The sequence below is a fragment of the Ensifer meliloti genome, assembly GCF_030064585.1.
Taxonomy (GTDB): Bacteria; Pseudomonadota; Alphaproteobacteria; order Rhizobiales; family Rhizobiaceae; genus Sinorhizobium; species Sinorhizobium meliloti.
Window position 1 is genome coordinate 2,157,085 of record NZ_CP120365.1, and the last position, 24,588, is coordinate 2,181,672.

The following is a 24,588-nucleotide window of genomic DNA, read 5'->3' on the forward strand; positions in this document are numbered from 1 at the left end:
CGTTAACCTTCCCTTAACTGTGGATGCGCTGTCATTCTCCTTTCGCAAGTGAGCGGACGAAAAGCTCCGCCGTCGGCAGGAAGCGGTCTACCATGACGCCGACACCCCCGCCGTTCGGATGCATCCCGTCGTCGAGCTTCAGGCCGACCTCGGTGACGACGCCGTCGAGGAAGAAAGGGTAGAAGACGAGATTGTGTTCCTTTGCGAGGTCGGGGTAGATCGGATTGAAGCGCGCCGCATAATCCGGCCCCATGTTCGGCGGCGCCATCATTCCCGCGAGCAGGACGGCGACGCCGCGCTCCTTGAGCCGTGCGACCATCGCCTCCAGATTCTTGCGCGTCTCCTCCGGAGGGATGCCGCGCAACGCGTCGTTGGCGCCGAGTTCGAGGATGACGCCGTCGGTGCCCTCGGGGATCGACCAGTCGATGCGGGCGAGACCGCTGGAGGTCGTGTCGCCGGAAACGCCGGCATTGGCGATCGTGACGTCGATCCCCTTTTCCTTCAGGGCCTTTTCGAGGCGGGCGGGGAAGGCATCTTCCGGGGGGAGTTGGTAGCCGGCCATCAGGCTGTCGCCGAAGCCGACGAGGCTGACGGGCTCGGCGCGAGCCGCCGCCGATAACACGATTGTCATTGTCAGGCCGAATAAAATGGGCAGAAAGTCTTTTAATGCCATAGGTTCGTTCCTAAATCGGCGGACAATTGTTTGATGATCCGTATTCAATTTTCATATAGGGCTCTTTCGCGTGGCAAAAACCATCATCGAGTTGAAAAATGCGGATCTGACGCTGGGCGAAGCCGCTGCGTCCGTGCATGTGCTGAAGGGCGTAAGCCTCGCGATCGATGCCGGCGAATCGGTGGGCATCGTCGGCCCCTCGGGCTCGGGCAAATCGACTCTGCTCATGGTCATGGCCGGGCTGGAGCGGCTCGACGGCGGTGAAATCATCATTGACGGCACGGCGCTCCACCGCCTCGGCGAGGACGCGGTCGCCGATTTCCGCGGCCGCAATGTCGGCATCGTTTTCCAGTCCTTTCATCTCATCCCCAACATGACCGCGCTCGAGAACGTCGCGGTGCCGCTCGAGCTCGCGAATGTCCGCAATGCATTCGACATAGCGCGCAAGGAACTGATCGCCGTGGGGCTCGGCGAACGCCTGACGCACTACCCCGGGCAGCTTTCCGGCGGCGAACAGCAGCGCGTGGCGATCGCCCGGGCGCTCGCGCCCTCTCCGAAGCTCCTGATCGCCGACGAGCCGACGGGTAACCTCGACGCCGAGACCGGCCGACAGATCGCCGACCTCCTCTTTGCCGAACAGCGCGAGCGTGGCATGACGCTCGTTCTCGTCACGCATGATGCGGCGCTCGCCGGACGCTGCGAAAGACAGATACGCGTCCGCTCGGGAGAAATCGTCTCCGACGCGGAACGGCTCTCCGCCTCGGCCCGGCAGGGAGCCGTGTCCGCATGAGCGGGACGGTTGCCGCCCGGCGGCTGCGCCCGATGATTTCCCTGCGCCCTCTGCTCGCGCTTCGCCCGCTGTTCGCGCTTCGTCTGGCGCTCAGGGAAATGCGCGGGGGCCTGAGGGGCTTCTATATTTTCCTCGCCTGCATCGCCCTCGGCACGGCCGCGATCGCCGGGGTCAACTCGCTGTCCCAGTCGATCAGCGAAACGATCGCCTCGCAAGGGCAGGAACTGCTCGCCGGCGACATCCGGTTCGAGCTCAACAATCGGGTGGCGACCGCGGACGAGCGGGCCTTCCTCCAGGGTCTCGGCCAGGTTTCGGTATCCGCGGGTCTGCGTTCCATGGCGCGGCTTCCGGACGGCTCCAACCAGGCGCTGGTGGAGCTCAAGGCCGTGGACGGCGCCTACCCGCTTTACGGCAAGCTCGAAAGCGAGCCGGTAAAGCCGCTCCCTGAGTTGCTGGCCAAGGACGGCGAGGTGTTCGGCGCAGTCGCCGCACCTTTACTCCTCGAGCGCCTAGGCATCTCGCCCGGCGCGGAAATTCTCATCGGCAATGCGCGTATCCGGATCGGCGCGACACTCGCCAGCGAACCCGACGCTCTTTCCGACGGCTTCGGTTTTGCGCCGCGGCTGATGATTTCCTCCGATGCGCTTGCCGCATCCGGGCTCGTGCAGACCGGCAGCCTTGTCGAACACACCTACAAGGTCCGCCTGCCGGATCCCGCAGACGTGCCGCTCATTCGCGTGCAGGCCGAGACCCGCTTTCCCTCCGCCGGCTGGTCGATACGGACGAGCGGCAATGCCGCACCGTCCCTCAATGCAAACATCACGCGTTTCTCCCAATTCCTGACGCTCGTCGGGCTCACGGCGCTGATCGTCGGCGGCGTCGGAGTTGCCAACGCCGTGCGCTCCTATCTCGACGGCAAGCGCAGCGTCATCGCGACTTTCAAATGTCTCGGCGCTCCGGCGTCGCTGGTCGCGATGATCTACCTTGCGCAGATCCTGATGATCGCCCTCATCGGCATCGCGATCGGCCTCGTGCTCGGCGCCCTCATCCCCTTCGTGGCAGCGCAGTTCCTTGCCGGCCTGCTGCCCGTCTCCACCGCGTTCGTGCTCTATCCCTCCGCCCTGGGCCTTGCGGCGCTTTTCGGCCTCTTGACGGCGCTGACATTCGCCATCCTGCCGCTCGGGCGGGCGCGCCGGGTGCCGGCGACTGCGCTTTTCCGGCAACAGGGTTTCGAGCCGACGGGCTTGCCTGCCCTGCCCTATCTCGCCGGAGCCTTCATCTGCCTGGCAGCACTTGCCGGGCTCGCGGTCTGGACCGCCTATGACCGTTACATTTCGCTGATCTTCCTTGGCGCGATCGCCTTTGCCTTCATCGTGCTGCGCGGGGTTTCGCTCCTCATATCCTGGCTGGCGCGGCGCAGCCCGCGCGTCAATTCGCCGGCGCTGAGATTGGCGATCGGAAACATTCACCGGCCGGGCGCCCTGACCCCGTCGGTGGTGCTGTCGCTCGGTCTCGGCCTCGCTCTTCTGGTGACGCTGGCGCTCATCGACGGCAATCTGCGGCGCGAGCTCACCGGCGACATGGCCGAGCGCGCTCCCAACTTCTTCTTCGTCGACATCCAGGGCAGCGAGATCGAAGGCTTCCGCTCCCTGCTCGCAGGAGCGATGCCGGAGGGCAAGATCATCGAAGTGCCTATGCTGCGCGGGCGCATCGTCGCGCTCAACGGCGAGGATGTGAACAGCCGCAACGTTCCCCCCGGCGGCCAATGGGTGCTGCGCGGAGATCGCGGCATCACCTATGCCAGGAACAGGCCTGAAAATTCGAAACTCACCGAAGGCAGCTGGTGGCCCGAGGACTATGGCGGCGAGCCGCTCGTCTCCTTCTCGGCGGAGGAAGCCCGCGAACTCGGGCTGAAGCTCGGCGATACGGTGACCGTCAACGTGCTCGGCCGCAACATCACGGCCCGGATCGCCAATTTCCGCGAGGTCGAGTGGGAATCGCTGTCGATCAATTTCGTCATGGTCTTCTCGCCGAACACCTTCGCCGGCGCCCCGCATGCCTGGCTCGCGACCATCATCGATCCCGACGCCTCGGCCGAGGAGGAGGCGGCGGTGTTGAAGAGGGTGACCAATGCCTATCCGACGATCACCAGCGTGCGTGTGAAGGACGCGCTCGACATCGTCAATACGCTGCTCGGGCAGCTTGCAACGGCGGTGCGCGCCGCCGCGGCGGTCGCGCTTATCGCGTCTATCCTCGTGCTCGCCGGCGCACTTGCCGCCGGCAACCGTGCCCGCATCCACGATGCGGTGGTCCTGAAGACGCTCGGCGCGACGCGGGCGACCCTGATCCGCGCCTTCAGCTACGAATACGTCATTCTCGGCCTGGCGACTGCCGTCTTCGCGCTCTTCGCCGGCGGCGTTTCGGCCTGGTTCGTCGTCAGCCGCATCATGACCCTGCCCTCGAGCTTCCTGCCGGACGTTGCCGTCGCGACGATCGTTCTTGCGCTGGTCGTGACGGTCGGGATCGGCCTCGCCGGCACATGGCGCGTCCTCGGGCAAAAGGCCGCTCCGGTGCTGCGGGAACTCTGATCCTGCCATGCCTGTCGCGCGCTTTCGGCCACGATGGCCGAATTAACCGTAAATCACTCTAGTTTGATGGTCCGGCCGCCCGACTTTGTTCGATTCCAAGCGCTTCGCCCTTGTGCATGACGGCGTTCACCATCATATTTGTCCACAGGCATGCTGGAGCCCCGCAGCGGCGCCTGGGCGCGCAAAGGAACGACAAGGTTCGCCGCCCGACACCGTAACTTCAACCGGGGCTTAAATGAGGAAACAATGGCTGATCTGAGAAACTACCAAACCCGAATGTCGCCCGCCGGCGCTCAGGCGGGTGCCGTGATCGACGAAGGCCTTCGCGCTTATATGCTGAAGGTCTACAACCTGATGGCCCTCGGCCTGGCGATTACCGGCGTGGCAGCTTACGGAACCTATGCGCTTGCCGCCTCTAATCCGGCATTCGCCCAGCTTATCTACGCTTCGCCCCTGAAGTGGGTCGTTATGCTGGCGCCGCTTGCGCTGGTGTTCTTCCTGAGCTTCCGCATCAATTCCATGAGCGTTTCCGCGGCGCAGACGACCTTCTGGGTCTATGCGGCGCTGATGGGCCTGTCCCTGTCGTCGATCTTCCTGGTCTTCACCGGCCAGAGCATCGTGCAGACGTTCTTCGTGACGGCTGCTTCGTTCGGTGCCCTGTCGCTTTACGGCTATACGACGAAGAAGGACCTTTCGGGCCTCGGATCGTTCCTGATCATGGGCCTCTTCGGCGTGATCATCGCATCCGTCGTCAACATCTTCCTTGCCTCTTCGGCACTCGGCTTCGCGATCTCGGTGATCGGCGTGCTCATCTTCGCCGGCCTGACCGCCTACGACACGCAGAAGCTCAAGGAAATGTACTTTGAAGGCGATGACGCCTTGGTCGCCGGCCGCAAGGCCATCATGGGCGCGCTGACGCTCTACCTCGACTTCATCAACCTGTTCATGTTCATGCTGCAGTTCCTTGGCAACAAGAACGAGTAGTCGCGAACCGGTTCGACGGAAAAGGCGGCTTCGGCCGCCTTTTTTATTGCCCTGAACCGGTCTTGATCGATCCGGCGCATCCATGCGAGACAGTACAGCTCCAGCCATAACGCGCGAAGAATTCCATGACTGCCACGCTCCGCGACGCCGTTGCCGCCGACCTCCGCTCGATCACCGAAATCTATCGCGAGTCCGTCCTGAACGGGGTCGCGACCTATGAGGAGACGCCGCCATCCGAGGCCGAGATGGCACTCCGCTTCTCCACGATCACCGGTAACGGTTATCCCTATGTGGTCGCGCTGGACGAGCGTGGCGCGGTTATCGGCTATGCCTATGCCTCCGCCTTCCGCAACCGCACCGCCTATCGGTTCCTGGTGGAGGATTCGATCTATCTTTCGCCGGAAGCGCGGGGCAAGGGCATCGGCAAGGCGCTGCTGTCCGAACTGGTCGGGCGCTGCACGGCTCTCGGCTTCCGCCAGATGATAGCGGTGATCGGCGGCGCGCATCCCTCATCGATCGCCCTGCACCGGGCGCTCGGCTTCGAGTTGCAGGGACTGATGAAGGCAACCGGCTTTAAGCATGGCCGATGGCTGGATACCGCCTTCATGCAGCGGCCGCTCGGAGAAGGAACCGCAACCAAGCCCACCGAGGGCGTCTATCCGGATACGCTTCATAGGAGCTGAGCCTGCGCAGGTGAGCTTCATGCATCACGTTCAGCGCCGATCTCCCGTTCGGTGATGATGCGGTCGATCAGACCCCACTCCAGAGCTTCTTCCGCGGTCATGAACCGGTCGCGATCCATGGCGCGCTCGAATTCTTCATATGTTCGCCCGCAATGCTCGGCATAAAGCCGCGTCATGCGGTGTTTGGTTCGCCTGATTTCCTCGGCATGGATGAGCATATCGGAGGCCTGTCCCTGAAAGCCGCCCGACGGTTGATGGACAAGGATGCTTGCGTTGGGCAAGGCGGTGCGCTCGCCCGCTTCGCCTGCCATCAGCAGGAACGATCCCATCGAGCGGGCCGTCCCCATGCAAAGCGTATGAACGGGCGCTCGGATGTATCGCATCGTGTCGTACATCGCGAAGCCGCTGGTAACGACACCGCCGGGCGAATTGATATAGAGTTGGATCGGCTTTTTGGGGCTTTCGGCCTCCAGGAACAACAGCTGTGCGCAAACGAGAGCGGACACTGCATCGTTCACCTCGCCGTTCAGAAAGATGATTCGCTCACGCAGCAGGCGGGAATAGATGTCGAAAGAGCGCTCGCCACGGCTGGATTGTTCGACGACCATAGGGACGAGTTGCATCGCTTCGCGCATAGGCGAACTCCTGTCTGATGACCTTGTTTTGGTAGAATGAGACGTCAGGCGGCGCGCATCAGCCAAAACCGATTGCTATTCGCCGCCGGCGGAGTTCGCGGAGCCAGTCGCTCATCCTCCAGCCCATGGATAATTCTAAGAATCGTGCCGCCGTCATTGTTAGGTCTGACCTGGAACGCCACGAGGCTTTCGAGAAAGGGAGGCTCGTCGTCGCGCATTTTGTAGCGGATTTCCTTGCCCGGTGCGGTGGAGACAGGCTCAGCCCCGGCCAGTTCCCGCCTGGGCAACCATCTCTCACGAAACTCAGGCATGCTGATCGCCCGCCAAACCTTTTCAGGCGCTTCATCGAGTTCGTATTCGAGCACCAGATTCCTTGCCTGCTCGTTTAGCTCCACATCGTTCATTGATCCATATCCCTCAGCAAGACCTTCAACGCATCGATCCGCGCCGGCCAGTAGGCGCGATACTTCGCCAGCCATCCGGCTATGAGCGCCAGCCCCTCCGGGTCGACCTCGTAGTTCACGAAGCGCCCCTGCCGTTCCTCCCGCACCAGCTTTGCATTACGCAATACGTGGAGGTGTTGGGACATGGCCGGTTGGCTGATGTCCATTCCGTTGCGCAAGGCACTGGCGTTCATACTTCCGCTCGCCAGCTTCTCGAAGATTGCACGGCGTGTCGGGTCGGCGAGAGCTTTGAATATGTCGTTCTCAATCATGACGTCAGATAAGCATACACTTATCTGATTCGCAACACTGATGGCACGCTCGGTGCAGGCGATTTGGCGCTGCCCGCCGTTTCAGGGATAAACCCGCACGCGGGGAGAGGGGGCCAAGGCGAAGCGCTGCCGCTTGTCCCTTCGCCCCGCCTGCGGGGAGAAGGTGCCGGCAGGCGGATGAGGGGCAGCTCCAGTGATATGTCGGTCAGGTCTTGACGAGCTTCAGCACCTTGTCGAAGGCCTTGAGCACCTGGGCGAGCTCGTGGCCCCGCTTCAATATCGTCCCGTGAGCGTTGAGCACGCTGAAGGCGCCCTGTTTCGCGGCGAGCTTCGGGTTTTTCTCGATGCGGTAGAGAGGCACTTCTCCGGCGCGCTTGAACACCGAGAAAACGGCCCGGTCCCTCAGATGGTCGATCGCATAGTCGCGCCACTCCCCTTCGCCCACCATACGGCCGTAGACCTTGAGGATCAGGTCGAGTTCGCGGCGATGGAAGGTGACGGGCGGGGGGTTCTTGGCTTGCTTGTATTCGTGAAGATCGACGACCACATCGGAGGTGGTCCGGCCGTAGTGACGTGCTTCGCCTCGCGGCAAATCCGTTTCATCAGTCATCGGCATTTCGGCCTTCTAATGTGACAGGACCACGACAGTGTGCCTCACACGATCGGAAAAGCAAGACGGAAGCTGTTGATCAATGTCAGCAATTCTTGGGGCTGCCGCAATTCAGTCAAAACGCCGCCCCAATTCGCCGCAACACTCCGACCGCTGCCGGACAGAGTCGTTGCCACCGTATGTCCGGCCAGCCGTCATGCTGCGGGAGGTTCTCGAACGCAGACATGGCTGGTTCGGTCCGGTAACTTCGAACCCTCAGCCCCAGCCCCTCGATGCTGCCGGGCCGAACCATCCCCTGTTCCGCCGCAAGCGAGGCGGAACGTTTCCTGCGCCCTCAGAGCTTTCCCTGCGGCCCCGCGAGAACCGTTGCAGCGCCGATGATGGCTCCGGGCGTTTCCTTGTCCTTCATCGATTGCAGCAGCACCGCGCAACCGCTGTTGCCCTGGCCTTCGATCAGGACCGAGGCGGGCAGCGTGAATTCCGCGGGCTTTCCCTCCCACATGCCGATCGTCTGGATGTCGCGCACGGCATGCCAATAGGCGATCTCCTTGCCGCTGTTCTCGCCCTTCTCGACCTTGACCACCCTTGCCCGGTCGAAATAGACGACGACGACATTCGCCCTGCCTTTGCCGGCACCGACCTTGATCGAGATTTCATCGCCGCCGATCGAGGCATCGACCGGCACCGACAGGCCCTTGCCCTTCTCGTCCATCAACGCAAGCCGGTTCCTGATGGCCGGCAGGTCCGCGCCGTTGGCATGATCGCGCCCGTTCAGGATCGCCTGCGGCGTGTAGACGCCGTAGCGGCCGAGCATCCGCGCATAGGCATATTGCCGCTCGGTATTTTCCTTGGAAGCGAGCGTGTCCGCCCATCCGAGATAATTCCAGTAGTCGACATGATAGGCGAGCGCGACGACCTCGCCTTCATCGACGAGCTTCTTGAGCGCTGCGTCCGCCGGCGGACAGGAGGAGCAGCCCTGGCTGGTGAAGAGTTCGACGACGCCCTTGATCTCCCCGCCCCCGACCGCCCCGTCCTTGGCCGCCCTGCCGTCATCCGCTGCGGACGCTCCGCAGAACGCACCAAACAGCCCGACCGCCAGGGCGAGACGTCGGATTGTTGGTGTGCAGGCGGATATCATGGCGTCTTTGTTCGTGCTCGTTAGAGCACTTCCGGGAAAATGTGGAACCGTTTTCCATCCGGAAGTGCGTCGTTTCAACGCGATTGCCGCGTGGGGAGACCCCTACATACGACGGGTATTCTTCAACGAAAAGTCACGTTGGAGTGACTGCCGCAAAGCCGTGGAAAACCCACGCCGAGCTGGCATGAAAAAGCCGGGACGCCGCTGTAGACGCCCCGGCTTTTCTGTTCATGACTTGCCGATCAGGCGGCGAGATCGCGCAGAACCGTCTGCAGGATGCCGCCATTGTTGACGTAGGTGACCTCGTCGAGCGTATCGATGCGGCAGATGAGCGGGACCTCCTTCACCGAGCCGTCGCCATAGGTGATCTTCGCCACGCGCTTCTCGCGCGGCTGGACGTTGGCGAGATTCTCGATCGTCACGACTTCGTCGCCCTTGAGACCCAGCGATTCCCAGGTCATGCCTTCCTCGAAGACGAAGGGGACGACGCCCATGCCGACCAGGTTCGAACGGTGGATGCGTTCGAAGGACTGGGCGATCACGGCCTTGACGCCGAGGAGGTTTGTGCCCTTGGCCGCCCAGTCACGCGAAGAGCCGTTGCCGTATTCGACGCCGGCGAAGATGACGAGCGGAACGCCCTCCTCCTTGTACTGCATGGCCGCGTCATAGATCGACATCTCCTCCTTGGAGGGATAGTGGATCGTATAACCGCCTTCCTTGCCGTTCGGGCCGAGCATGTGGTTGCGGATGCGGATATTGGCGAAGGTGCCGCGCATCATCACCTCATGATTGCCGCGGCGCGTGCCGTACTGGTTGAAGTCGGCAATCCCGACGCCATGCTCGAGGAGATAGGCGCCGGCAGGCGAGGCCGCCTTGATCGAACCGGCCGGGGAAATGTGGTCGGTTGTGATCTTGTCGCCGAAGAGACCGAGGACGCGGGCGTTCTTGATGTCGGAAATGCCGGCGCCCTTCTTGCCCATGCCGACGAAGTAGGGCGGGTTCTGGACGTAGGTGGACCCCTCGTCCCAGGCATAGGTCTGGCCGGCCGGAACCTGGACCGCCTGCCAGTTGGCGTCGCCCTTGAACACGTCCGCATACTTGGTCGCGTAGAGCTCGCGGGTGACGTATCTGAAGATGAAGTCCTGGATCTCCTGCGAAGTCGGCCAGATGTCCCTCAGGTAGACCGGTTGCCCGTCCCGGTCTTCGCCGATCGGCTCCTTCGTCAGGTCCTTCTGGACGGAACCCGCCAGCGCATAGGCGACGACGAGCGGCGGCGAGGCGAGATAGTTCGCCTGGACGTCCGGCGAGATGCGGCCTTCGAAGTTGCGGTTGCCGGAAAGCACGCCGGCGGCGATCAGGCCCTTGTCGTTGATCGTCTTGGAGATCTCCGTCGGCAGCGGGCCGGAATTGCCGATGCAGGTGGTGCAGCCGAAGCCGACCAGATTGAAGCCGAGCTTGTCGAGATCCGTCTGCAGGCCGGACTTCGACAGGTACTCGGCGACGACCTGCGATCCGGGCGCCAGCGACGTCTTGACCCAGGGCTGCGTTTTCAGGCCCTTGGCGACGGCGTTGCGGGCAAGCAGGCCGGCGGCGATCAGCACCGAGGGGTTCGAGGTGTTGGTGCAGGAGGTGATCGCGGCGATCGCGACGTCGCCATGACCGAGATCGTAGTCGGTGCCCTCGACCGCGTAGCGGTTGGCGAGCTGACCGGGCTTCTTGTAGTCGTTGTCGAGCGCCGCCGCGAAGCCGGAGGCGATGTTCTCGAGCGCGATGCGGCCCTCGGGCCGCTTGGGGCCGGCCATCGACGGCACGACGTCGCCGAGGTCGAGTTCCAGCGTGTCGGTGAAGACGAGCTCGGAACCATCCCCTTCCCGCCACATGCCCTGGGCCTTGGAGTAGGCTTCGACCAGCGCGATACGCTGTTCTTCACGGCCCGAGATGGTGAGATAGTTGATCGTCTCGGCATCGACCGGGAAGAAGCCGCAGGTAGCGCCGTATTCCGGGCCCATATTGCCGATCGTCGCGCGGTCGGCGAGCGTCATGTTGTCGAGGCCGGGGCCGAAGAATTCGACGAACTTGGAGACGACGCCCTTCTTGCGCAGCATCTGCACGACGGTAAGCACCAGGTCGGTCGCGGTCACGCCTTCCTTGAGCTTGCCGGTGAGCTTGAAGCCGATGACTTCCGGCAGGAGCATGGAAACCGGCTGGCCGAGCATCGCCGCTTCGGCTTCGATGCCGCCGACGCCCCAACCGAGCACGCCGAGGCCGTTGATCATCGTCGTGTGGCTGTCCGTGCCGACGCAGGTATCCGGATAGGCGGTGACTTCGCCGTCCTCTTCCCTGGTCCAGACGGCCTGACCCAGATATTCGAGATTGACCTGGTGACAGATGCCGGTGCCGGGCGGCACGACGCGGAAGTTCTTGAAGGCCTGCTGGCCCCATTTGAGGAAGCGGTAGCGCTCGCCGTTGCGCTGGTACTCAAGCTCGACATTGCGGGCAAAGGCGGTCGGCGTGCCGAATTCGTCGACGATCACCGAGTGGTCGATGACGAGATCGACGGGAACGAGCGGGTTGATCTTTTCCGGGTCGCCGCCGAGCGAAACCATCGCGTCGCGCATCGCCGCGAGGTCGACGACGGCGGGAACGCCGGTGAAGTCCTGCATCAGCACGCGCGCCGGGCGATAGGCGATCTCGTTCTCGGCCGTGCCCTTGTCGCCGAGCCATGCGGCGATGTTTTCGATGTCCTTCTTGGTGACCGAGCGTCCATCCTCATTGCGCAACAGGTTTTCCAGCAGAACCTTCATCGAATAGGGAAGCTTCGAAATGCCGGCGAGGCCGTTCGCCTCCGCCTTCGGCAGGCTGTAATAGACATAGTCCACGCCGTTGACCGTGAGCGTGGAGCGACAATTGAAGCTGTCTAGGGATTTGGACACTGGATGATACCCCGTTCCGTCTGATCGCCAAAAACTGACGTACGAACGCCCGAGCACCTGTGAGGCGCGAAGTGGGATGCGGGTACGGTCATTTCCGCTGTCCGTACGTGGAAGCTCGTTCCATGTTCGGCGCTTGGATGAAATTCACGCCGACCGCTGGCGTGTTGGCCGCCTTATAGATAATTTCTCCAAATCGTGCCAGACCAACCAAGGTCCAATCGGAACTTTTTTTGCTCTGCGAAAAGATACGTCAAGGGAAGCTGGAAATTCATGCGCCTCATGGCTGAAGGTTTGAGTGCGAGGCGCGGTGAGGACCTGATTTTCAACGATATTTCGTTCGCGCTGGCTGCCGGCGAGGCGCTTGTGGTGACCGGCCCGAACGGTGCCGGCAAGTCGACGCTCCTGCGCGTCCTGGCGGGGCTTCTCGAGCCGGAAGGGGGCCGCGTCCGGCTCGAGGACGGCCCCTCGGGGTTCGAGCATCCGCGCGAACTCAGCCATTATCTCGGCCACCGCAACGCGATGAAGCGCGAGCTGACTGTGGAGGAAAACCTCACCTTCTGGCAGCGCTTCCTCGGCGATTCGCCGGGCGGCTCCGGCATCGGCCTCGTCGAAGCGGCGGAGGCCGTGGGGCTCGCCGACATCATTCATCTGCCCTTCGGCTATCTTTCCGCCGGCCAGCAGCGGCGCATGGCAATGGCGAAGCTCATTGTCGCCTTCCGGCCCATCTGGCTTCTCGACGAACCGACGGCGGCGCTCGACCTCAGCGCCGACAGGCTTTTTGCCGGGCTGGTCGCCGCCCATCTCGACCGCGGCGGCATCGTCGTCGCGGCCACCCACCAGCCGCTTGGATTCGCGGGGGCGAAGAGCCTTGAAATGACGGGATTCGTCCATTGATCGCCCTCTTTTTCCGGGATCTCAAGCTTTCGGTGCGCGCCGGCGGCGGCGCGATGATCGGCGTGCTCTTCTTCATGACGGTCGTCGCGGTCATCCCCTTCGGCGTCGGCCCCGATCTGAACCTGCTCGCCCGCATCGGCCCGGCGATCCTCTGGATCGGCGCGCTGCTCGCGTCGCTGCTCGGACTCGACAGGCTCTTTCAGGCGGAGCGCGAGGACGGCTCGCTCGATCTCATCATGATGCAGGAGACGCCATTGCTTCTCGCCGTTCTCGTCAAATGCGCCGCTCATTGGACCGCCACCGGCCTGCCGCTGGTGATCGCCTCGCCCTTTCTCGGCCTGTTCATGAACATGGACGAAGGCGCCATCGGGGCCACCATGGTCACCCTGCTCGCGGGAACGCCGGCGATAACCTTCATCGGCGCGGTCGGTGCTGCGGTCGCGGTGGCGCTGCCGCGCGGCGGCCTGCTCGTCTCGATCCTCGTCCTGCCGCTTGCCATACCGGTGCTCATCTTCGGCGTCAGCGCGGTCTATGCGGCGATCGAGGATCCGGCCCCGTTTCTGCCGCCTTTCATGATATTGATGGCTATAACCCTGTTCTTCGCGGTGATCGGACCAGTGGCGGCCGCGGCGGCACTCAGGCACTCGGCCGACTGACGGGACCCGGCACCTTAGGATGAATTGCGGAAGCCGGCCTTCCGCGTTAAAGAACCGTCATGAGTGAAAGCAGCCTGGCCATACGCAAATTCAGCGATCTCGCCAACCCGACCCGGTTCCTGGCGCTGACGGATCGCGTGCTGCCCTGGCTTGCCGCTCTCACGCTGCTCGTCTTCGCGGCTGGGCTCTGGCTCTCCTTCACCACCGAAGGCGACTACCAGCAGGGCGAGACGGTGCGCATCATGTATGTGCATGTGCCTTCGGCCTGGCTTTCCATGATGTGCTACACGGTCATGGCGATCTCCGCACTCGGCACGCTCGTCTGGCGTCATCCGCTCGCCGACGTCTCGGCAAGAGCCGCAGCGCCGATCGGCGCCTGCTTCACCTTTCTGGCACTCGTCACCGGCTCGCTCTGGGGCAAGCCGATGTGGGGCACCTGGTGGGTCTGGGATGCGCGGCTGACCTCGGTCTTCGTGCTCTTCCTCATGTATCTCGGGCTGATCGCGCTGAACCGCGCCATGGATGACCCGAGCCGATCTGCGCGAGTCTCGGCCGTGCTTATCCTCGTCGGTTTCGTCAACATCCCGATCATCAAGTTCTCGGTCGAGTGGTGGAACACGCTGCATCAGCCCGCAAGCGTCATACGCCTCGACGGGCCGACGATCGATCCGGAATTCCTGCGGCCGCTCATCGTCATGGCGATCGCCTTCACGCTCCTGTTCTTCACCCTGCATATCGCTGCCATGCGCAACGAGATCTGGCGCCGTCGCCTGGCCTCGCTCAGGCGCCAGGCGGCGCGCAATGCCGGCCGGGAGCAGCTTACGCCATGATGAGCCATGCCGCCTATGTCGTCGCCAGCTACGCGGTTGCCGCCGCCACGGTAGCCGGACTCATCCTGTGGGTCCTTACCGACGGCCGCGCCCGCAGGCGCGAATTGCAGCAGCTCGAGGCCGCCGGGATCCGCCGCCGCTCCGCGGCAGGGCCAGCCGGAGGGGGCAAATGACGGACGCTGAGACGCCGCAGGACGAGCGCAGGCCCGGAGCCCTCCGTTATCTCATGGCGGCGCTTCCGCTCCTCATCTTCGCGGTGCTCGCACTCATCTTCTGGAGCCAGTTGAACTCCGGCAGGGACGTCAGCGAAATCCCCTCGGCGCTGATCGGCACCAAGGCGCCGATGCTCGCCATGCCCCCGCTCGAAGGGGCTGCAACGCCGTCGGGCGAGCCGATGCCGGCTCTCGACGACGCGGCGGTGAAGGGCAAGCTCACGCTCGTCAATGTCTGGGCTTCCTGGTGCGTCCCCTGCCGGCAGGAGCATCCGATCATCCTCGAATTGTCGAAGGACCCGCGCCTCAACGTCGTCGGCATCAATTACAAGGACCGGAACGAGAACGCGCTGAGGTTCCTCGGCGAACTCGGCAATCCTTTCTCGGCGATCGGCGTCGATCCGAACGGCAAGGCGGCGATCAACTGGGGCGTCTACGGCATCCCGGAGTCCTTCCTCGTCGCCGCCGACGGCACGATCCTCTACAAGCGCGCCGGCCCCTTCGACGAGAAGAGCCTCCGGGAAGGGCTGATGCCGGCGATCGAGAAGGCGCTTGCGGGTTCGTAGTCGCAGCTGCCCCTCATCCGGCCTGCCGGCCACCTTCTCCCCGCAAGCAGGGCGAAGGAGACTCGCGGCGGCCCCGCATGTCCCTTCTCCCCGTTGAACGGGGAGAAGGTGGCGGCAGCCGGACGAGGGGCAAATGCCGGAGAGAGGGAGCCGTTAGTCTAAACCCCCGCCTGCCATGCCTTCACCGCATCGAGCGGCCAGACCAGCATCAGCACGTTGAGCGTCAGGTTGTCGCGCACCATGTAGCCGGTGAAGAGTTCGAGAACGATGGCGATCGCGACCGTGGCTGCCACCGGGAGCCGCGAAGCGATGAGGAAGCCGACAGCCATGGCGAGCGTATCCATGGCCGAATTCAGGATGCTGTCGCCGAAATAATCGAGCGAGATCGTCGCGGCGCGGTAGCGGTTGATTACCATCGGCGTGTTCTCGGCGATCTCCCAGGCGGACTCTATCACGGTTGCGAGAAGCAGGCGCGCGCTCCAGGGCTTGCCGCGCATGAGAAGGTGACCGAGGCCGTAGAAGAGAAAGCCGTGGATGACATGGGACGGCGTGTACCAGTCGGAAAGGTGTTGGGAGTTACCGCTGGATTTGACGACGCCTTCCCAGAGCTTGATGTAGCCGCATTCGCAGATCCATAGCCGCCCCATCAGATGCTGCACGAGGACCTGGATTGCCAGCACGCCGAGGCAGGCAAGCAACCAGAGCGCCGCTCTTCGCTGCTTGTCGTCCTGCGAGCCGGCCGCGATCGTCACTCCGCGCTATCCTGTTCGAGCGAGTGCTTCATGATCAGCGGCATCTGGGCGAGCGTGAAGAGGATGGTGATCGGCATGGTGCCCCAGACCTTGAAGGCGACCCAGAAATCCGTCGAGAAGGAGCGCCAGATCACCTCGTTGAGCACGGCGAGGAACAGGAAGAACACACCCCAGCGGATCGTCAGCTTCCGCCATCCCTCCTCGTCCAGCTTGAAGGCGGCGTGGAAGACGTAGCCGAGCAGCGATTTGCCGAACAGGAGCCCGCCGAGCAGGATCGCGCCGAAGAGCGTGTTGACGATGGTCGGCTTCATCTTGATGAAGGTGTCGTTCTGCAGCCAGAGCGTCAGCGCGCCGAAGACGAAGACGACGATACCGGAGACGAGCGGCATCATCGGCAGCGTGCGTGTCATGATCCATGAAGCAATCAGCGCCGCCGCCGTTGCCGCCATGAAGAGGCCCGTCGCTATGAAGATCGGCCCGCCGAGCTCGGCCAGCGCAGGAAAGCGGCCAGCCAGCCACTCGCCCCGCGAATTGGCGAAGAAGAAGACCATCAGGGGGCCGAGTTCCAGCACGAGCTTGAGCAGCGGGCTTACCTCTGTCTTCGGCTTGGCGGCCTCGATCGTCGACATGTGCGGATCCTGTTCTGTCATCTTCTGCCGCTCATAGCATCAGGATTGCGGCAAAACCATATCAACCGCGGTTTTGACGCAAACCTCCCCCGCTTCGTCAAGGAGCCGCAACACCGGCGATCGCCTCGGCGAAGTCCTTGGCTTCGAACGGTTCGAGGTCGTCGATCCCTTCGCCGACGCCGATGAAATAGACCGGCAGCTTGTGCTTGGCGGAGATCGCCACCAGAATGCCGCCGCGTGCCGTGCCGTCCAGCTTGGTCATGATCAAGCCGCTGACGCCGGCGACGTTGCGGAATATCTCGACCTGCTGCAGGGCGTTCTGCCCGGTCGTCGCGTCGAGCGTCTGCAGCACCGTATGCGGCGCGTCCGGATCGAGTTTTCCGAGAACGCGCACGATCTTTTCGAGCTCCGCCATCAGTTCGGCCTTGTTCTGCAGCCGCCCGGCGGTGTCGATGATCAGTACGTCCGCCTTCTGCTCGCGGGCACGCTGGAACGCCTCGTAGGCAAGCCCCGCCGCATCGGCGCCGAGCTTCGAGGAGACGATTTCGGATTTCGTCCGTTCGGCCCAGATCTTCAGCTGCTCAATCGCCGCAGCTCGGAAAGTATCGCCGGCGGCCAGCATGACTTTGAGTCCCGCGCCGGAAAGCTTTGCCGCCAGCTTGCCGATCGTCGTCGTCTTGCCGGTTCCGTTGACGCCGACGACGAGAATCACGTGCGGCTTGTGGCTGAGATCGAGTTCCAGCGGCCTGGCGACCGGCGCCAGCACCTTGGTGATCTCGCCGGCCATGATGCGCGAAACGTCCTCGCCGGACACATCCTTGCCATAGCGCTCCGAGGCGAGCGTGTCGGTGATGCGCATCGCCGTCTCGACGCCGAGGTCCGCCTGGATCAACAGGTCCTCGAGATCCTGCAGCGTCGCCTCGTCGAGCTTGCGCTTGGTGAAGAGGCTGGCGATCTGGCCGGTGAGTTGCGACGAGGTGCGCGCAAGGCCCAGGCGAAGGCGCTGGTACCAGTTGAGCTTGGCTTGCGGGGCGGGTCCTTCTTCCCTGGGGCGCCTCTCGGCAGCGGCGAAGCCTTTGGGAAGGCTGGGTGCGAGGGGCTCGGATGGAGGCTCGCCCCCCTCTGCCCTGCCGGGCATCTCCCCCTCAAGTGGGGAGATTGGAGGAGGATTGCTCTCGTCCTCCGACGCCGCCTTTTCATCTGCCGAAGAGCCAGCGCCCCGGTCGTCTACGTCAATCACCACCTCTTCGACGTCGGCTGCGACGGCGGCTTCGCGCTCCTCCTGCTCTCCCCCCTTAAGGGGGAGATGTCCCGAAGGGACAGAGGGGGGTGCCGAGAGCTCATCGACAGTCGTTGGGTGTTCGGAAGGAGGTTCATCCCCCTCTGCCCTGCCGGGCATCTCCCCCGCAGGGGGGGAGATCGGGTGCGGAACGCTCTCGTCCTCCTCCACGGTGTTTTCATCCGCGGCGGGAGCAGTGCTCGCAGGTGCTTCCTCGCTCGTGGTTTCGCTCGTCGGCGTGCTTGGCTCGAGGGAAACATCGCGATCGTCTGTGCCAGCTTCCGTTGCCTCGGCTGCGCTACGATTTTCCTCGACGGGTGCCTGGGTCCCGCCCTGTTCTCCCGAAGGGACGGAGGGGTTTACCGCGACCTCATCGGAAACGGCCGTCTCCTGCGGCGGCGCCGGTTTCTCTTCGACGGCATCCTTGCCGAAGGAGAAGATCTTCTTGATGAAACCAATCGCCATGGGAATGTCCGCTATCAGGCCGCAGCCATCTGTTTGCGCTCGATCGTCAAATGCTTGCCATTGTGGCCGGTGATTCCGACTGCAACAAGCGACCGCGGCTCAAGGCCGGCCGCGTCTACGAGCGTGAAGTTTTCCGTATGTGCCAGACCGTTCATCTCCACCAGGATCGTCTGGCTGCTGCCGATCATGCCCTCGAGGTGGCCCGCATGAAGCTCCGCCCCCTTCGCACGCAGGCGCGCGGCACGCTCCTTGACAAGCGCGCGGTCGAGTTGCGGCATGCGGGCGGCCGGGGTGCCGGGGCGCGGGCTGTAGGGGAAGACGTGAAGATGCGCGATGCCGCAATCCTCGGCGAGCCGCATGGCATTCTCGAACATCGGCTCGGTCTCGGTCGGAAATCCGGCGATCATGTCCGCACCTAGGCTGATCTCGGGGCGCAGGCGCCGGACCCCGTCGCAGAAGGCACGCGCATCGGCGCTCGAATGCCGCCGCTTCATGCGCTTCAGGATCAGGTCGTCGCCATGCTGCAGCGAAAGATGCAGGTGCGGCATGAAGCGTGGCTCCTCGGCGATGAGGTCGAGGAGGTGGCCGTCCGCCTCGATGCTGTCGATGGAGGAAAGCCGCAGGCGGAGGATTTCCGGCACCTGTTTCAGCAAGGTCTTCGCGAGAAGCCCGAGGGTCGGCGTTCCGGGCAGATCGGCGCCGTAGCTCGTGGCGTCGACTCCGGTCAGCACGATCTCGCGATAGCCGCTTTCGGCAAGGCGTCTCGCCTGGTCCACGACGGCGCCCATCGGCACGGAGCGCGAATTGCCGCGGCCATAGGGAATGATGCAGAAGGTGCAGCGGTGGTCGCATCCGTTCTGCACCTGGATGAAGGCGCGCACGTGCCCGTCGATGTGCTTCACCATCTGCGGTGCGGTGGCGCGCACGCTCATGATGTCGTTGACACGGAGTTTCTCCTCGGCCGAGACGCCGAAATCCGGCAGCGAGCGATAGGAAACGCTTGCGAGCTTCTCCTCGTTGCCGAGCACCGCGTCCACCTCTGCCATTTCGGCGAAAGTTTCCTTCTCGGTCTGGGCGGCGCAGCCGGTGACGATGATACGGGCGTGCGGATTTTCGCGCCGCGCGCGGCGGATCGCCTGGCGCGCCTGGCGCACGGCCTCGGCGGTGACGGCGCAGGTGTTGACGAGGACGGCGTTGTTCAGCCCCGCCTTTTCGGCCTCCGCCCGCATCACTTCCGATTCATAGGTGTTGAGGCGGCAGCCGAAGGTTATGACCTCGACGCCGCTCAAAGGGCTCTCGCTCCGTTGTCGCCGCTCTCCGGCTCGTTGCGTGCAAAGATGCCGGTGACGGGATCGACGGTGCCGGACCATTCCCATTCGGCCGGCCCGGTCATGATGACGTGGTCGTCGCGCTCGCGCCATTCGATCTTGAGCGGACCGCCGGGTACGTTCACGGTAACCATCCGCTCGGTCCGGCCGGTTCTCGCGCCGTTGACGGCGGCGGCACAGGCGGCCGAACCGCAGGCAAGCGTCAGGCCGGCGCCGCGTTCCCAGGTCCTAAGGTCCATCTCCTGGCGGGAGCGGATGCGGGCGATCGAGATGTTGGCGCGCTCGGGGAAGATCGGATGGTTCTCGAGGAGTGGTCCGAACCGGTCCAGCTCGTAGCTCCACACATCGTTCTCGACCCAGAAGATCGCATGCGGATTGCCCATGGATGCGACCGAGGGGGAATGCAGCACGGGCGCATCGATCGGCCCGATCTGCAGCTCGATGCGCCGCGTGTCGTGGAATTCCTCCGCGAGCGGGATCTGGTCCCAGCCGAAACGCGGCTTTCCCATATCGACCGAGATCGTGCCGTCGTCGTGTTCCTTCGCTTCGAGAAGTCCCGCGACCGTATGGAACAGGAAGGCTTTCTTGCCGGTCTCGGCCGCAAGCGCCTGCACGACGCATCGGGTGCCGTTGCCGCAGGCCTGGGCCATCGACCCGTCGGAATTGACGATGTCTATCCAGGCATCGGTGCCGGCGGACTTCGGGTCATGGATCGCCATGATCTGGTCGAACTCGGTCGCCGGGTCGGCATTGAGCGCGATCGCTGCCTGAGGCGTCACGCGATCCTTGCGCCCGCGCATGTCCACCACCAGGATCTTGTTTCCAAGCCCGTTCATCCTGGCAAATTGCACCTGATCGCCCATGTCGCGCTGGTCCAAGTCCTGGCCCCCGATCGGGAGGCGCCCTTCATTCGGGCTGTATATGGCGGAAAAGCCCGGAAATTACCAGTGCCGCCTTTGAGTGCGGCGCGCCAGGTGCAGCGGAGCGCCGGGGAGATCGACCGGTAGACCGCTGGTTCCGCCAACGGATTCGATTGGGGCTCCTCGCGGGGAACACTTACTTGCATAAATGCTGTAAATGCTGCAATATACAGCAAACCTAAACGATCATAGGAGAGGGCCATGCCCCGTTCAGGCGGTTCCTACACCACAAGCGAGCTTTCCCGTAAGTCCGGCGACATCATCGCCGAGGCATTGCGGCGGCCCGTTACCATCACGCAGCGCAACAAGCCGCGCCTGGTGCTGCTCAACATCGAAGACTACGAACGGTTGACGCGGCAATTGGACAGCCGAAGCGCCGGCACGATCGAGACCATGTCTGACGGCCTGTTTGCCGAATTCGAGAATGCCGTCGAAACCTATGCGCAAGAGGATGAGTCTGGAAAGCCATGAGCTACGACCACTTCCAGACCGCGTCCGTCATCCGCTACCCTTACCTCTGGGCACGGCAGGCTCGTGCGGGTGAGACGGAAGGCCGGAAAGACCGGCCCGTTGCGGTCGGAGTGCGCATAGCTCGACCCGACGGAAATCTCGTCATCTTCTTCCCGATTACCTCCAGGCAGCCGGATGCATCGCGATTTGCTGCGGAGGTCCCGACGATCGAAAAGCGGCGGGCCGGCCTCGACGTCGATCTACGTCTCTGGATCATCTTCGACGAATTCAACAGCGATATCGTTGGCAGATCTTTCTATCTCGAACCGGAACCGCCGATCGGCCGTTTCAGCAAAGCATTTTTCCTGCCGCTGCTGCGGGAATTTATCGCCCGGCGAAAGGCCTCCACGGACGTCGTTCGTTTTCGGTAGCGTCGCCAGGACCGGTTAGCGCTTCGTTGGTCCTGCAGTGCCGCGCGTCTTACCAGGCGCGCAAAGGTCGTTGCAGCACTTTGACCTGCTGCGCGTTTTTTGTCCTTTAACCGGGTACGATCAAAGGTCACATGTTTGTTGGCGCGCCCTCAACAGCACCGTAGCGTGCCAGTGGAGCGCTCGATCCTTGACTTTTCTTCCGGTTTCCTGTTTATCGCGACGAATTCCTTCGCAAGTGATGACTTCCGAAGCCACCGACCGGGCCCCGCAAAGGTATAAAGAGAGCCCGGAGGTCAACACCCGACAGCGCGTTGCGCCCTCGGGTGGTTTTTGGCTTTGCGCCTTGTTTTCCGCGCGAAGGGACCCACGTTTCCGGACGAGCCGACCTATCGCAATCCGGAGACAAGAAGGAAGAGAATATGTTCGAGAGCCTCCAGGACCGTCTTGGTTCCATATTGAATGGACTGACCGGCCGCGGCGCCCTGTCGGAAGCCGATGTTTCCGCAGCGCTTCGGGAGGTTCGCCGTGCGCTGCTCGAAGCGGACGTGGCGCTCGATGTGGTGCGGTCCTTCACGGAGAAGGTTCGCGAAAAGGCGGTCGGCGCCGAAATCGTAAAGTCGATCAAGCCCGGCCAGATGGTCGTCAAGATCGTTCATGACGAGCTCATAGCGATGCTCGGCTCCGAGGGCGTGACGATCGATCTCAATGCGGCGGCTCCGGTCGTCATCATGATGGTCGGCCTGCAGGGCTCGGGCAAGACGACGACGACCGGCAAGATCGCCAAGCGGCTGACCGCGCGGGACAAGAAGAAGGTCCTGATGGCCTCGCTCGATACCCGCCGCCCGGCCGCGCAGGAACAGTTGCGCCAGCTCGGCGTGCAGACCGGCGTCGATACGCTTCCGGTCATCGCCGGCCAGTCGCCGACCGACATTGCCGCACGTGCCGTGCAGGCGGCCAAGCTCGGCGGCCACGACATCGTCATCCTCGACACCGCCGGCCGCACCCATATCGACGAGCCGCTGATGATCGAGATGGCGGAGATCAAGCGGAAATCCAACCCGCATGAGATCCTGCTCGTCGCCGATGCGCTAACCGGACAGGACGCCGTCAATCTCGCCCGCAATTTCGACGAACGCGTCGGCATCACCGGCCTGGTGCTCACCCGCATGGACGGCGATGGCCGCGGCGGTGCGGCGCTCTCCATGCGCGCCGTCACGGGCAAGCCGATCAAGCTCATCGGCGTCGGCGAGAAGATGGACGAACTCGAGGAGTTCCATCCCCGCCGCGTCGCCGACCGCATCCTCGGCATGGGCGACATCGTCTCGCTTGTCGAGAAGGCGGCGGAGAACATCGACGCCGAAAAGGCCGCCGCCATGGCCGCCAAGATGGCCAAGGGCAAGTTCGATCTCAACGACCTCGCCGATCAGCTGCAGCAAATGCAGAAGATGGGCGGCATGGGCGGCATCATGGGTCTGATGCCCGGTATGGCCGGCATGAAGGACAAGATGTCCGCCGCCGGCCTGGATGACTCGCTCTTCAAGCGCCAGCTCGCGATCATCTCCTCGATGACCAGGGCGGAGCGCGCCAATCCGGATATTCTCAAGCATTCGCGCAAGAAGCGCATCGCCAGCGGCTCCGGCACCGATGCCTCCGACATCAACAAGCTTCTGAAAATGCACCGCCAGATGGCGGACATGATGAAGATGATGGGCGGCAAGGGCAAAGGCGGCATGATGAAGCAGATGATGGGCGGCCTAGCCGGCAAGATGGGTCTCGGGGGTTTAAGCGGCGGAATGCCCGATCTCTCGAAGATGGATCCGAAGCAGCTCGAGGCCCTGCAGAAGCAGGCCGAGGCCGCGGGTCTCGGCAAGCCCGGCGGCGGCCTGCCTGGTCTTGGCGGTGGTTTGCCCGGTCTGGGCGGCGGTTTCCCCGGCCTCCCCGGCCTACCGAAGAAGAAGTGAGGATCGCGACGAATGCTTGATCCCGAGATCAAAGAGGAATTGGCGAGCTACCGTCAGTCGATCGACAATATCGATGCCGCGCTCGTCCACATGCTGGCCGAACGCTTCCGCTGCACCAAGGCGGTTGGCGTGCTCAAGGCCAAGCACCAGCTGCCGCCGGCCGATCCGGCGCGCGAAGAATACCAGATCGAACGCCTCCGCCACCTGGCGAAAGACGCCAATCTGGATCCGGATTTCGCCGAGAAGTTCCTGAACTTCATCATCAAGGAAGTCATCCGGCATCATGAAGCCATCGCCGCCGATTGCTCGCAGAACGCGGGCAGCGCCGGCACCACCCATTCCGCTTGAGTCAAGCGGTCAAGAAAGCCTGCAAGGAGTAAATTGAAATGGCACTGAAAATTCGTCTCGCCCGCGGCGGTTCCAAGAAGCGTCCCTATTACCAGATCGTCGTTGCCGACGCGCGCAGCCCGCGTGACGGCCGCTTCCTCGAAAAGCTCGGCTCCTGGAACCCGATGCTTGCCAAGGACGACGAAAAGCGCATCGAACTGAACGCCGAGCGCGTTCAGCACTGGATCGCCCAGGGCGCCCAGCCGACCGACCGCGTAATGCGCTTCCTCGACCAGGCCGGCCTTGCCAAGCGCCCGGCCCGCAACAACCCGACCAAGGCGCAGCCCGGCAAGAAGGCACAGGAACGTGCCGCTGAAGCCAAGCAGAAGGCCGAAGAAGCAGCCGCTGCAGCTTCGGAAGCAGCCGCGGAATAATTTCCGACGACCGGCATTGAAAACGGGCGGCATTTCCATGCCGCCCGTTTTGCTTTATGTGCACCGGAAAATCGCATGTTCTCATCCCGATGTGGTTCAGGAAACATGCAGCACGTTCACCCTGGATGCCCGACGATGACACAGCTGAAGAACCCTGTCCTGATGGCGACGATCGGCGCGGCGCAAGGGCTGCGCGGCGAGGTGCGGGTAAAGTCCTTCACCGACGATCCGGCCGCACTCGGCGACTATGGCAACCTCCACAGCGAGGACGGCCGCGTCTTCGAGGTGCTTGAGATCCGCGAGGCCAAGAACGTGGTCGTCGTGCGGTTTCGGGGCATCAACGACCGGACCGCTGCCGAAGCGCTCAACGGTCTCGAACTCTTCATCGAGCGCGACAATCTCCCCGACGACGATCTAGACGAGGACGAATTCTTCTACGCAGACCTCGAGGGTCTGGAAGCGGTCGACCGCACCGGCAAGAGCTATGGTTCGGTGACCGGCGTCTTCGATTTCGGCGCTGGCGATCTCCTCGAACTGAAGGGCCCGGGCCTCAGGCCGGTGCTTATTCCCTTCACCGAATGGTCGGTACTCGAAATCGACCTCGAAGCGGGCAAGCTCGTCATCGACCCGACCGCCGCCGGGCTCGTCGACGACGAGAAGAGCGGGCCCGGCAAGCCCTTTCCGACCAAGCGCAAGTGAGCCCAA

Annotated in this window: 27 protein-coding genes; 15 read left to right on the forward strand and 12 right to left on the reverse strand. The window is 63.4% G+C overall.

What is annotated here, in order from left to right; translation table 11 throughout:
• Nucleotides 1–31 precede the first annotated feature (31 nt).
• Complete coding sequence (locus tag PZL22_RS17435; protein ID WP_003529696.1) at nucleotides 32–673, reverse strand: arylesterase; 642 nt, start codon at nucleotides 671–673, stop codon at nucleotides 32–34.
• A gap of 70 nt (nucleotides 674–743) precedes the next feature.
• Between PZL22_RS17435 and PZL22_RS17440 the strand changes: the two genes are divergently transcribed.
• From PZL22_RS17440 to PZL22_RS17455, 4 genes are all read left to right on the forward strand, one after another.
• Nucleotides 744–1,463 (forward strand): ABC transporter ATP-binding protein, encoded by a 720-nt coding sequence (locus PZL22_RS17440; RefSeq protein WP_003529697.1) that lies wholly within the window; start codon nucleotides 744–746, stop codon nucleotides 1,461–1,463.
• Entirely contained in the window at nucleotides 1,460–4,051 is a 2,592-nt protein-coding gene (locus tag PZL22_RS17445) for an ABC transporter permease (protein ID WP_003529698.1), read from the forward strand. The genes PZL22_RS17440 and PZL22_RS17445 overlap by 4 nt, the downstream gene beginning before the upstream one ends.
• 246 nt (nucleotides 4,052–4,297) lie before the next feature.
• Complete coding sequence (locus PZL22_RS17450; protein WP_010970505.1) at nucleotides 4,298–5,035, forward strand: Bax inhibitor-1/YccA family protein; 738 nt, start codon at nucleotides 4,298–4,300, stop codon at nucleotides 5,033–5,035.
• 125 nt (nucleotides 5,036–5,160) lie between these two features.
• Nucleotides 5,161–5,718: a GNAT family N-acetyltransferase gene (locus PZL22_RS17455; protein ID WP_003529700.1), complete on the forward strand. Its 558-nt coding sequence runs from the start codon at nucleotides 5,161–5,163 to the stop codon at nucleotides 5,716–5,718.
• Nucleotides 5,719–5,735: 17 nt separating this feature from the next.
• Here PZL22_RS17455 and PZL22_RS17460 read toward each other — a convergent pair whose 3' ends face one another.
• The 6 genes from PZL22_RS17460 to acnA all read right to left on the reverse strand — a co-directional run bounded on the left by PZL22_RS17460 (nucleotide 5,736) and on the right by acnA (nucleotide 11,749).
• Nucleotides 5,736–6,353, reverse strand: a complete 618-nt coding sequence (locus PZL22_RS17460; RefSeq protein WP_010970507.1) for an ATP-dependent Clp protease proteolytic subunit — start codon at nucleotides 6,351–6,353, stop codon at nucleotides 5,736–5,738.
• Between the two features lie 44 nt (nucleotides 6,354–6,397).
• On the reverse strand, nucleotides 6,398–6,757 hold the full coding sequence (locus PZL22_RS17465) for an SRPBCC family protein (protein WP_003529704.1): 360 nt from the start codon (nucleotides 6,755–6,757) through the stop codon (nucleotides 6,398–6,400).
• A complete protein-coding gene (locus PZL22_RS17470) occupies nucleotides 6,754–7,068 on the reverse strand; it encodes an ArsR/SmtB family transcription factor (RefSeq protein ID WP_003529706.1) in 315 nt (104 codons plus the stop codon). The genes PZL22_RS17465 and PZL22_RS17470 overlap by 4 nt, the downstream gene beginning before the upstream one ends.
• 205 nt (nucleotides 7,069–7,273) lie before the next feature.
• The gene (locus tag PZL22_RS17475) at nucleotides 7,274–7,684 is read right to left on the reverse strand and encodes a DUF2794 domain-containing protein (RefSeq protein WP_027993216.1); all 411 of its coding nucleotides are present in this window, start codon (nucleotides 7,682–7,684) and stop codon (nucleotides 7,274–7,276) included.
• A gap of 328 nt (nucleotides 7,685–8,012) precedes the next feature.
• The gene (locus tag PZL22_RS17480; RefSeq protein WP_003529710.1) at nucleotides 8,013–8,816 is read right to left on the reverse strand and encodes a DUF1223 domain-containing protein; all 804 of its coding nucleotides are present in this window, start codon (nucleotides 8,814–8,816) and stop codon (nucleotides 8,013–8,015) included.
• 242 nt (nucleotides 8,817–9,058) lie between these two features.
• Nucleotides 9,059–11,749 (reverse strand): aconitate hydratase AcnA, encoded by a 2,691-nt coding sequence (acnA, locus tag PZL22_RS17485; protein WP_003529712.1) that lies wholly within the window; start codon nucleotides 11,747–11,749, stop codon nucleotides 9,059–9,061.
• 279 nt (nucleotides 11,750–12,028) lie between these two features.
• On the opposite strand from acnA, the gene ccmA reads away from it, so the two are divergent.
• From ccmA to PZL22_RS17510, 5 genes are read left to right on the forward strand one after another with little or no spacing between them, the layout of a single operon-like run.
• Nucleotides 12,029–12,643, forward strand: coding sequence for a heme ABC exporter ATP-binding protein CcmA (gene ccmA / locus PZL22_RS17490; protein WP_411431216.1), 615 nt, complete (start codon nucleotides 12,029–12,031; stop codon nucleotides 12,641–12,643).
• Nucleotides 12,640–13,299, forward strand: coding sequence for a heme exporter protein CcmB (ccmB, locus tag PZL22_RS17495; RefSeq protein WP_003529714.1), 660 nt, complete (start codon nucleotides 12,640–12,642; stop codon nucleotides 13,297–13,299). Before ccmA ends, ccmB begins: the two co-directional genes overlap by 4 nt.
• A 59-nt stretch (nucleotides 13,300–13,358) precedes the next feature.
• Nucleotides 13,359–14,129, forward strand: a complete 771-nt coding sequence (locus tag PZL22_RS17500; RefSeq protein ID WP_003529717.1) for a heme ABC transporter permease — start codon at nucleotides 13,359–13,361, stop codon at nucleotides 14,127–14,129.
• Complete coding sequence (gene ccmD / locus PZL22_RS17505; RefSeq protein ID WP_003529719.1) at nucleotides 14,126–14,302, forward strand: heme exporter protein CcmD; 177 nt, start codon at nucleotides 14,126–14,128, stop codon at nucleotides 14,300–14,302. Before PZL22_RS17500 ends, ccmD begins: the two co-directional genes overlap by 4 nt.
• On the forward strand, nucleotides 14,299–14,907 hold the full coding sequence (locus PZL22_RS17510; protein ID WP_003529721.1) for a DsbE family thiol:disulfide interchange protein: 609 nt from the start codon (nucleotides 14,299–14,301) through the stop codon (nucleotides 14,905–14,907). The genes ccmD and PZL22_RS17510 overlap by 4 nt, the downstream gene beginning before the upstream one ends.
• 158 nt (nucleotides 14,908–15,065) lie before the next feature.
• Here the strand turns inward: PZL22_RS17510 and PZL22_RS17515 are convergent, their stop codons facing one another.
• The 5 genes from PZL22_RS17515 to dapF all read right to left on the reverse strand — a co-directional run bounded on the left by PZL22_RS17515 (nucleotide 15,066) and on the right by dapF (nucleotide 20,223).
• Nucleotides 15,066–15,659: a DUF2585 domain-containing protein gene (locus PZL22_RS17515; protein ID WP_003529722.1), complete on the reverse strand. Its 594-nt coding sequence runs from the start codon at nucleotides 15,657–15,659 to the stop codon at nucleotides 15,066–15,068.
• Entirely contained in the window at nucleotides 15,656–16,288 is a 633-nt protein-coding gene (locus tag PZL22_RS17520; protein WP_010970512.1) for a septation protein A, read from the reverse strand. Before PZL22_RS17520 ends, PZL22_RS17515 begins: the two co-directional genes overlap by 4 nt.
• A 97-nt stretch (nucleotides 16,289–16,385) precedes the next feature.
• The gene (gene ftsY, locus PZL22_RS17525; RefSeq protein ID WP_003529726.1) at nucleotides 16,386–18,032 is read right to left on the reverse strand and encodes a signal recognition particle-docking protein FtsY; all 1,647 of its coding nucleotides are present in this window, start codon (nucleotides 18,030–18,032) and stop codon (nucleotides 16,386–16,388) included.
• A gap of 14 nt (nucleotides 18,033–18,046) precedes the next feature.
• Entirely contained in the window at nucleotides 18,047–19,321 is a 1,275-nt protein-coding gene (mtaB, locus tag PZL22_RS17530; RefSeq protein WP_003529735.1) for a tRNA (N(6)-L-threonylcarbamoyladenosine(37)-C(2))-methylthiotransferase MtaB, read from the reverse strand.
• Nucleotides 19,318–20,223, reverse strand: a complete 906-nt coding sequence (gene dapF / locus PZL22_RS17535; RefSeq protein ID WP_050543906.1) for a diaminopimelate epimerase — start codon at nucleotides 20,221–20,223, stop codon at nucleotides 19,318–19,320. Before dapF ends, mtaB begins: the two co-directional genes overlap by 4 nt.
• Before the next feature lie 258 nt (nucleotides 20,224–20,481).
• On the opposite strand from dapF, the gene PZL22_RS17540 reads away from it, so the two are divergent.
• The 6 genes from PZL22_RS17540 to rimM all read left to right on the forward strand — a co-directional run bounded on the left by PZL22_RS17540 (nucleotide 20,482) and on the right by rimM (nucleotide 24,582).
• Nucleotides 20,482–20,751: a type II toxin-antitoxin system prevent-host-death family antitoxin gene (locus tag PZL22_RS17540; protein ID WP_003529737.1), complete on the forward strand. Its 270-nt coding sequence runs from the start codon at nucleotides 20,482–20,484 to the stop codon at nucleotides 20,749–20,751.
• Nucleotides 20,748–21,161 (forward strand): hypothetical protein, encoded by a 414-nt coding sequence (locus tag PZL22_RS17545; protein WP_003529738.1) that lies wholly within the window; start codon nucleotides 20,748–20,750, stop codon nucleotides 21,159–21,161. The genes PZL22_RS17540 and PZL22_RS17545 overlap by 4 nt, the downstream gene beginning before the upstream one ends.
• A gap of 419 nt (nucleotides 21,162–21,580) precedes the next feature.
• Nucleotides 21,581–23,122 (forward strand): signal recognition particle protein, encoded by a 1,542-nt coding sequence (ffh, locus tag PZL22_RS17550; protein WP_003529739.1) that lies wholly within the window; start codon nucleotides 21,581–21,583, stop codon nucleotides 23,120–23,122.
• 12 nt (nucleotides 23,123–23,134) lie between these two features.
• On the forward strand, nucleotides 23,135–23,470 hold the full coding sequence (locus PZL22_RS17555) for a chorismate mutase (RefSeq protein WP_003529740.1): 336 nt from the start codon (nucleotides 23,135–23,137) through the stop codon (nucleotides 23,468–23,470).
• A gap of 38 nt (nucleotides 23,471–23,508) precedes the next feature.
• Complete coding sequence (gene rpsP, locus PZL22_RS17560) at nucleotides 23,509–23,883, forward strand: 30S ribosomal protein S16 (RefSeq protein ID WP_003529742.1); 375 nt, start codon at nucleotides 23,509–23,511, stop codon at nucleotides 23,881–23,883.
• Nucleotides 23,884–24,018: 135 nt separating this feature from the next.
• Entirely contained in the window at nucleotides 24,019–24,582 is a 564-nt protein-coding gene (gene rimM, locus PZL22_RS17565; RefSeq protein WP_010970516.1) for a ribosome maturation factor RimM, read from the forward strand.
• The last annotated feature ends 6 nt before the right edge of the window (nucleotides 24,583–24,588 follow it).

Excerpts from the sequence above, each read along its gene's own strand:
- PZL22_RS17435 (WP_003529696.1), bottom strand. The coding sequence starts at position 673 with ATGGCATTAAAAGACTTTCTGCCCATTTTATTCGGCCTGACAATGACA.
- PZL22_RS17445 (WP_003529698.1), top strand. The coding sequence starts at position 1,460 with ATGAGCGGGACGGTTGCCGCCCGGCGGCTGCGCCCGATGATTTCCCTG.
- PZL22_RS17450 (WP_010970505.1), top strand. The coding sequence starts at position 4,298 with ATGGCTGATCTGAGAAACTACCAAACCCGAATGTCGCCCGCCGGCGCT.
- PZL22_RS17455 (WP_003529700.1), top strand. The coding sequence starts at position 5,161 with ATGACTGCCACGCTCCGCGACGCCGTTGCCGCCGACCTCCGCTCGATC.
- PZL22_RS17460 (WP_010970507.1), bottom strand. The coding sequence starts at position 6,353 with ATGCGCGAAGCGATGCAACTCGTCCCTATGGTCGTCGAACAATCCAGC.
- PZL22_RS17465 (WP_003529704.1), bottom strand. The coding sequence starts at position 6,757 with ATGAACGATGTGGAGCTAAACGAGCAGGCAAGGAATCTGGTGCTCGAA.
- PZL22_RS17470 (WP_003529706.1), bottom strand. The coding sequence starts at position 7,068 with ATGATTGAGAACGACATATTCAAAGCTCTCGCCGACCCGACACGCCGT.
- PZL22_RS17475 (WP_027993216.1), bottom strand. The coding sequence starts at position 7,684 with ATGCCGATGACTGATGAAACGGATTTGCCGCGAGGCGAAGCACGTCAC.
- PZL22_RS17480 (WP_003529710.1), bottom strand. The coding sequence starts at position 8,816 with ATGATATCCGCCTGCACACCAACAATCCGACGTCTCGCCCTGGCGGTC.
- ccmA (WP_411431216.1), top strand. The coding sequence starts at position 12,029 with ATGGCTGAAGGTTTGAGTGCGAGGCGCGGTGAGGACCTGATTTTCAAC.
- PZL22_RS17500 (WP_003529717.1), top strand. The coding sequence starts at position 13,359 with ATGAGTGAAAGCAGCCTGGCCATACGCAAATTCAGCGATCTCGCCAAC.
- ccmD (WP_003529719.1), top strand. The coding sequence starts at position 14,126 with ATGATGAGCCATGCCGCCTATGTCGTCGCCAGCTACGCGGTTGCCGCC.
- PZL22_RS17510 (WP_003529721.1), top strand. The coding sequence starts at position 14,299 with ATGACGGACGCTGAGACGCCGCAGGACGAGCGCAGGCCCGGAGCCCTC.
- PZL22_RS17520 (WP_010970512.1), bottom strand. The coding sequence starts at position 16,288 with ATGTCGACGATCGAGGCCGCCAAGCCGAAGACAGAGGTAAGCCCGCTG.
- ftsY (WP_003529726.1), bottom strand. The coding sequence starts at position 18,032 with ATGGCGATTGGTTTCATCAAGAAGATCTTCTCCTTCGGCAAGGATGCC.
- dapF (WP_050543906.1), bottom strand. The coding sequence starts at position 20,223 with ATGGGCGATCAGGTGCAATTTGCCAGGATGAACGGGCTTGGAAACAAG.
- PZL22_RS17540 (WP_003529737.1), top strand. The coding sequence starts at position 20,482 with ATGCCCCGTTCAGGCGGTTCCTACACCACAAGCGAGCTTTCCCGTAAG.
- PZL22_RS17545 (WP_003529738.1), top strand. The coding sequence starts at position 20,748 with ATGAGCTACGACCACTTCCAGACCGCGTCCGTCATCCGCTACCCTTAC.
- ffh (WP_003529739.1), top strand. The coding sequence starts at position 21,581 with ATGTTCGAGAGCCTCCAGGACCGTCTTGGTTCCATATTGAATGGACTG.
- PZL22_RS17555 (WP_003529740.1), top strand. The coding sequence starts at position 23,135 with ATGCTTGATCCCGAGATCAAAGAGGAATTGGCGAGCTACCGTCAGTCG.
- rpsP (WP_003529742.1), top strand. The coding sequence starts at position 23,509 with ATGGCACTGAAAATTCGTCTCGCCCGCGGCGGTTCCAAGAAGCGTCCC.
- rimM (WP_010970516.1), top strand. The coding sequence starts at position 24,019 with ATGACACAGCTGAAGAACCCTGTCCTGATGGCGACGATCGGCGCGGCG.